Origin of the sequence: Pseudoalteromonas sp. UBA6610, assembly GCF_002433295.1 — a bacterium.
GTDB lineage: Bacteria > Pseudomonadota > Gammaproteobacteria > Enterobacterales > Alteromonadaceae > Pseudoalteromonas > Pseudoalteromonas atlantica.
Map to the genome: position 1 here is coordinate 711 of NZ_DJHW01000037.1, position 6834 is coordinate 7544.

A 6834-nucleotide genomic window follows, 5' to 3' on the forward strand; every position below is an offset into this window, starting at 1 on the left:
TTTTAGCTGGCTTTTTTTATGCCTTTAGTAAATGTTACGCCCTACCCCCCACTACCTTTATTCGTTATGATGGCATGTCTCTAAATTTTATAAGTTTATTTTATGTTTACTCAGCTATTAACGCATATAGATTGGTTAAGTGCCAGCGCAGGGCTTGCAACAGGGCTAGTACTATATGGCCTAGTGTCGATCCCTTCTCGTAATAAATTAAAACAACACATTAGCGAGCAACAGCAACAGTTATCATTATTACAAAACCAGTACGACAATAAACAGCTGCAATACACGGCCTTATTTGATGAGCACGAGCTGCTCGAGCAATCACATCAAGAGCAACGCGATGAAGCGCAGCATTTTAAAACTCGCTTTAGCGAGCAAGAAAAACAAAGTGTTCAATACAACCATTTTTGGCGTAAAGCCGAAGGCGAACTTAGTGCCTTGCGAGAGCAATATAACCAGCGCGATATTGAGCTTAATAATATGCGAACTACGCTTGAGCAAAAGCAGCAAAACTTTACCGAGCAGCTTGCACAAATAGAGCAAAGCAAAAATGTGCTTAAAAAAGAGTTTGAAAACCTAGCTAATAAAATTTTAGAAGAAAAATCGCAAAGCTTTAAAACCCTAAACCAAGAAAGCATTGAGCAACTATTAAAGCCAGTTCAAGGGGAGCTAAAAGGCTTTAGAGATAAAATGGAATCGATTCACGTTGAAGACTTAAAACAACGTGCTGCCCTTAAAACTGAGCTACTGCACTTGCAAGCTAAAAGCCAAGCTATTACCGAGCAAGCCGATAAACTTAGTAATGCCTTACAAGGGCAAAAAAAGACCCAAGGTAATTGGGGCGAACTAATGCTCGAAAACGTACTCGACAGCGCAGGCCTGCGCGCGGGTACCGACTACAAACGCGAAGTATCGTTTAATACCGAAGACGGTCGACTGCGCCCCGACGTAGTGGTGTATTTACCTCAGGGCCGCCACTTAGTGATTGATGCTAAAACATCGCTAAATGCTTATACCCGCTACGTTAATGCCGAAAACGAGCTAGAGGCTAGCCAAGCAATTAAAGAGCATGTAAATGCAGTTACCGCGCGTATTAACGAGCTTGCCAGTAAATCGTACGATCGTCTCCCTGGTATAAATTCGCCTGAAGTAGTTATTATGTTTGTGCCTATAGAATCTGCATTTGTAGAGGCGCTTAAATATCAAAGCGATATTTACCAACAAGCTATCGAAAAAAACATTTTAGTTGCTACACCAACGACTCTGCTTACAAGCCTTAATATTGTTAAACAGCTGTGGCGCTTTGAAGAGCAAACCAAATACTCTAAAGAGCTGGCGAGTCGTGCAGAGCGCTTTTACAACAAGCTCAATGGCTTTTTAACGAGTATGGAAGGTGTTGGCAAGCAACTAGACCGCGCAAAAGAAAGCTACGATAAAGCCTTTTCACAGCTTTACCGTGGTAAAGGTAACTTAATTAAACAAGCTTCAGAATTTAAAGAGCTAGGTGTATCGGTTCAAAAAGAGTTACCAAACGAAAGCGTAGAAAAAGCCCAATTAGAGCTGGATTAAGTTCGATTTATCTCTACTGTTTTATACATTAAAAGGAAGGTTAATGGTTTTTCCCTTACTCAATTCGCAAAGGTTAGCGTTAACCCCTATTAATTATGAGGATAGAGACGCTATTTTTGCTCTTGGTACTGTGGAGCAAAAATAGCGTTATTTAAGTTTTATGGCTGAAAAGCTAGTAAACGCTGAGGCAAAAGTAATTGAATACATAGACGTATATTACGTAGAAACATTATTTTGGAGCGCATGTTCTCATACTATTGCGGTTGGTTGGCCTCTAGTGCCTGCCAACTTACAAAAGCTTTATATCAATTTTCATGGTAAAGCGCCGCAAAACTAATTCAACTAAAGCTCACATGTACTCGCTTACGCCTTTAATACTCCACCTCATTCAATAACTCATTTATTTTTTCATCGCCTATACACTCTCCATTAGACCAACTTATATTAAGCAGTGTAATTAAATTACCAATACGCTCAGACTTTCGCTGTAGCTGCTCAATTAGTGCATTCGCTTCATGTTGTTTTTCACCAAGGCGCTCAATAATGGTGTTGTGATCTAGCTCCTCATTAGGCTTGCGCAGGGAGGGGATTTCTTCAAGCGAAAACCCTAGACTTTGTGCAAACTTAATCATTTTAAGCTGCTCTACACTGGCTTTGTCGTATTGCCTATACCCGTTATTATTTCGCGTACCGTGTGGCAGCAGCCCTATACTTTCGTAATACCGTATGGTGCTTGCTGCAATACCCGAGTGCTTAGCTAGTTCACCTATTTTCATTATTGCCTCTACTATAAAAAAGCGGGTTGACCTTAAAGCTGACTTTAAGGTTATAGTGCCTGTAATGTCAATTTATGGTTTATATGTATGTCTGAGTTTGAACAATCTGCTGTATTTACGCCCTTTACCCTACCAAGCGGTTTAACGCTTAAAAACCGAGTAGTAAAAGCCGCTATGGAAGAGAACCTCGCAGAGGCCGACCTAACGCCATCGCAAGTGCTTAAAAATGTATACAACGAATGGGCAAAAGGCGGGTGCGGGTTAATTATTACCGGTAATGTTATGGTTGACCACCTTGCAATGACAGGGCCAGGCGGCCTTGCCCTTGAGCAGCAAACCGATATAGCGCCTTTTGCAGAGCTTGCTCGTTTAGGGCAGCAAAGCGACTGTAAAATTGTGATGCAAATAAATCACCCTGGCCGCCAAGTATTTAAAAAAATGGGTGGTAAAGCGCTAAGTGCCTCTGATATTGCGCTTAATATGGGTAAGCACTCTCACTTATTTGCCCAGCCAACAGCTATGGATAAGAGCGAGATTAGTGATGTTATCGCTCGTTTTACCCATACAGCGCAACAGACCGAAAAAGCAGGTTTTAATGGCGTGCAAATACACGCTGCACATGGCTATTTATTAGCGCAGTTTTTATCTCCACTAACTAATAAGCGTGATGACGAATGGGGCGGTAGCCTTGAGAATCGCGCGCGATTATTACTTGAAATAACACGTAGTATTAAAGCGCAATGCAGCGCCGGTTTTTCGGTATCGGTTAAGTTAAACTCAGCCGATTTTCAGCGCGGCGGCTTTGAACCGCATGATGCGCAAGCAGTTGTTAATATGCTTAGTGCATTAAAGCTTGATTTTGTAGAGCTTTCGGGCGGAAGTTACGAAGCACCGGCTATGCAAGGACAAACAGGCGATGAGCGTACACTTGCACGTGAGGCGTACTTTTTGGAATTTGCCAAAGCTATTAGCGAGCAATCAAACATACCCATTATGACCACAGGCGGTATTAGCCGTTTAGATGTGGCAAATAAAGTAATTAGCTCAGGCGTAGCGCTCGTTGGTATGGCCACGGCACTGGCTTATGAGCCTAATTTAGTTAATTGCTGGCAAACACAGCCAAGGCAAAACCTGCTTATGCCGCGTGTTACCTTTAAAGACAAAACCCTTGCAGGGCTTGCCACTATGGCGCTGGTAAAAAGGCAAATTCGCCGAGTGGGCCAAGGCAAACACGTTAAAGCAAATGCCTCGGCTATTTTTACTTTAATAAGTGACCAAATGCGCGCTGCAAAGCTTACCAAGCGCTATCGAAAACGCTTTGCAAAAGAGCTAAATTAATTAGCTCTAGTTTAAACTGATATTTTCTATGCCACACTTGAAAGCGTTGATTGATGGGCGTTTGCATATGCCCAGTTAACGCACTCTTGCGCTAAAATAGCAATGGTATCTAGGCAGGTGTCTGGCGAGTGTTTGGCTTGTTCATTTAACACAAGCGGTATTTCGGTACAGCCAAACAACACGCAGTCAGCACCTTGAGCAAGCATTAAGTCGTATGCCTTGCTTAACAAGTGGCGACCTTTATTTAAATCGCCCGCTTTTACGGCGGTTATCCCATCCATTATGGCTGCTTGTTGCTGAGAGTTTGGTTCAACAAAATCAATATTGTGCTGCTTAAACGCATTTTGGTAAATGCCCATATTAAGCGTAGCGGTAGTGGCTAAAATACCAACCTTTTGTTTGCCCGTGGCTTTTACTTGTTTTATAACGCTTTTTACAATGCTAATGGTGTGTACATCGGCATTTTTAGTGAGCGCGTCGTACCAGTAATGCGCGGTATTACACGGAATAACAATACAACTTACACCTAAGCTTGTTAGCTCTTTAAAGCCTTTTTTGAGCTCAAAAAATGGGTTTTCATCTTCAAGACCCATTAAAAATTTTGTTCTGTCAGGAATTTGCGGGATATTCCTTATAAACATAGGTATATGCTCTTGATCATTTTTAGCGGGCGATAGCGCAATTACCTGATTCATAAATGAGGCGGTAGCCAAAGGCCCCATTCCACCTAGTACGCCAAGAGTTCTAAGCATGATTGCATTCCAGTTATTGAGTTTATAGGCTTAATTTATAGTGTTTTATTTAGTTTGAATAATGCTATTATTTTACCACCCATGCACAAACTGCATAACTAAGTGGTCGCTATGAATATTGAAAGTAAATGGTTAGAAGATTTTTTAACGCTCTCGCACACAAAAAGCTTTTCGCAAGCGGCAAAGCTTAGGCATATTACGCAACCTGCATTTAGTCGGCGTATAAAAGCCCTTGAAGATGCCCTTGGCGCAGCCCTAATCGACCGAGAAAACTTGCCTATTACTCTGACCCCAAGCGGTAAAATATTTCATATAACGGCGCGTAATTTAGTTAACCAAATGAATACCTCGGTTAGCATGCTTGAGGAGTTATCGGTGCAGCAAAATTATTCTGTAAAGGTAGCGGCCGCACATTCTTTAGCGAGTTTTTTAACCTTACAACTCGCTAACTTTCAAACACAAGATGAGCGCGACATTGTACTTAATTTAGAGGCTATAGACGTAGATAAAGCCACCGAAGCGCTAGAGCAAGGTGAATGCGACTTACTTATTGCCTTTGATAACGAACGCCTTAAACTGCCGCCGTTTAGTCATCAAAAAATAGGTAATGCTAAGTTGTTACCTGTTAGCGCCTGTGACGAGCAAGGCAAAGCCTTATATAACCTAGAAAGCGCAGCGCCTATACCGCATTTAGCCTACAGCCTCGACTCCTACATGGGTCGGCAGTTAGAGCCTATTATATCGGGAGCTAAGCTTAAAAAGGTGTTTGTTTCATCCATGACTGAGCTTTTAAAAGTGCACGCTGTAGCGGGCAATGGTATTGCCTGGCTGCCCGACTACGTTATATCAAACGAGCTTAAAAATAATACCTTGGTAGTTGTAGGGAGTGAGCACCACTGCGTGCCAATAACTTACTATGCGTATAGGTATCATGCGGCTTTGCACCCCGGTGGCGAAAGTGTATGGAATAAATTAACTGAGCTAAATATAACCTAACTGTAAACCCCCGTTACAGTTAATAAGGTATTATTAATTTAAAACGATAACAGCTATGTGCAATGGAATTTTAATTATTTACCTATTTTATTATGGAGTTTTATTTCCATAATAATTGGGTGTTTTGTCTCTTTTTTAATGCTCTTGATAAAGCCAAAATAGCGTCATCAACACAGAGTATTAACTAGCTAACGAGGCAACTCCCATGAAAGCAATCGGATATCAAAAAAGTTTACCTATCGAAAACGAATTATCATTACAAGACATTGAACTTGAAACGCCAACAGCACAAGGCCACGATATTTTAGTAGAAGTTAAAGCGGTATCGGTTAACCCGGTTGATTTTAAAGTTCGCCAAGCAATGCCAGCAGCTGAGGGCGAGTATAAAGTAATTGGTTGGGATGCAACTGGGGTTGTTAAATCGGTTGGCGAAAACGTATCGTTATTTAAGCCAGGCGACAAAGTATGGTACGCAGGCGATATTACGCGCTCAGGCAGTAACGCGCAGTTTCAGTTAGTTGACGAGCGTATTGTTGGCCATATGCCAAGTTCGCTTTCGTATGGCGAAGCCGCTGCATTACCGCTTACCAGCATTACTGCGTGGGAATTATTGTTTGACCGTTTAAACGTAGCTAAAAATGATGATTCTAAAAGCATTTTAGTTATTGGTGCCGCCGGTGGGGTGGGCTCAATAATGGTGCAGCTGTTAAAGCAGCGCACTAAATTAAATATTATTGCTAGTGCTTCTCGTGCTGAAACAATTTCGTGGTTAGAAGATTTAGGTGCCGATACCATTGTTAATCACCGTAACCCGTTAAGTGAAGAGTTTGCAGCTAAAAACTTAAGCGAAGTGGATTACGTAGTAAGCTTAAACAATACAGAGCAGCACTTACCTGAAATTGAAAAAGTAGTGAAGCCACAAGGTCAATTTGCCCTTATTGATGACCCTGAAACACTTAATATTGTGCCATTTAAAAACAAAAGCGTGTCGGTACATTGGGAGCTTATGTTTACTCGCTCGTTATTTAAAACCGACGACATGCAAGAGCAACACGTTATTTTAAACAACGTAGCCACTATGATTGACCAAGGGCAAATTAAAACCACGGTAGGTGAGCACTTAGGTAAAATTAACGCAGCCAATTTACGCAAAGCGCATCAGCACCTTGAATCGCAAACCGCTAAAGGTAAAGTGGTGTTAGAAGGCTTTTAAGGCCTTTAGCTAATATGGTTTTTTTGAGTATACCCAAGCCCCTAACGGGGCTTTTTTGTGGCTATTATTTATATAACTGATTGTAATTAGGAATATGCTTTACCCAAAATGCAGGGCTGCCAATATACTCTTGTACAGTTTTTATAAATTCGCTCACCAGTGGTGTTTGTTTACGGTGAGGATACAGCGC

General features: G+C 41.6%; 7 protein-coding genes. 5 read left to right on the forward strand and 2 right to left on the reverse strand.

All coding sequences use genetic code 11. The annotated features are described in order from the left end of the window. The first annotated feature begins 102 nt into the window (after window positions 1-102). The gene (gene rmuC, locus B4F91_RS05105; RefSeq protein ID WP_286939231.1) at window positions 103-1569 is read left to right on the forward strand and encodes a DNA recombination protein RmuC; all 1467 of its coding nucleotides are present in this window, start codon (window positions 103-105) and stop codon (window positions 1567-1569) included. A 160-nt stretch (window positions 1570-1729) separates the two neighbouring features. Beyond that, on the forward strand, window positions 1730-1906 hold the full coding sequence (locus tag B4F91_RS05110) for a hypothetical protein (RefSeq protein WP_288635403.1): 177 nt from the start codon (window positions 1730-1732) through the stop codon (window positions 1904-1906). Between the two features lie 34 nt (window positions 1907-1940). On the opposite strand, the gene B4F91_RS05115 is transcribed toward B4F91_RS05110, so the two are convergent. Continuing rightward, entirely contained in the window at window positions 1941-2345 is a 405-nt protein-coding gene (locus B4F91_RS05115; protein ID WP_286939230.1) for a MerR family transcriptional regulator, read from the reverse strand. An 87-nt stretch (window positions 2346-2432) separates the two neighbouring features. Between B4F91_RS05115 and B4F91_RS05120 the strand changes: the two genes are divergently transcribed. After that, window positions 2433-3683: an NADH:flavin oxidoreductase/NADH oxidase family protein gene (locus B4F91_RS05120; protein ID WP_286939228.1), complete on the forward strand. Its 1251-nt coding sequence runs from the start codon at window positions 2433-2435 to the stop codon at window positions 3681-3683. A 26-nt stretch (window positions 3684-3709) separates the two neighbouring features. On the opposite strand, the gene B4F91_RS05125 is transcribed toward B4F91_RS05120, so the two are convergent. Beyond that, window positions 3710-4435 carry an aspartate/glutamate racemase family protein gene (locus B4F91_RS05125; RefSeq protein ID WP_054981991.1) on the reverse strand — a complete coding sequence of 242 codons (726 nt, stop codon included), beginning with the start codon at window positions 4433-4435 and terminating at the stop codon, window positions 3710-3712. A 111-nt stretch (window positions 4436-4546) separates the two neighbouring features. Between B4F91_RS05125 and B4F91_RS05130 the strand changes: the two genes are divergently transcribed. Both B4F91_RS05130 and B4F91_RS05135 read left to right on the forward strand, forming a co-directional pair. Beyond that, entirely contained in the window at window positions 4547-5431 is an 885-nt protein-coding gene (locus tag B4F91_RS05130) for a LysR family transcriptional regulator (RefSeq protein ID WP_024033046.1), read from the forward strand. A gap of 205 nt (window positions 5432-5636) precedes the next feature. After that, a complete protein-coding gene (locus B4F91_RS05135) occupies window positions 5637-6644 on the forward strand; it encodes a zinc-binding alcohol dehydrogenase family protein (protein WP_286939226.1) in 1008 nt (335 codons plus the stop codon). Window positions 6645-6834: the final 190 nt, after the last annotated feature.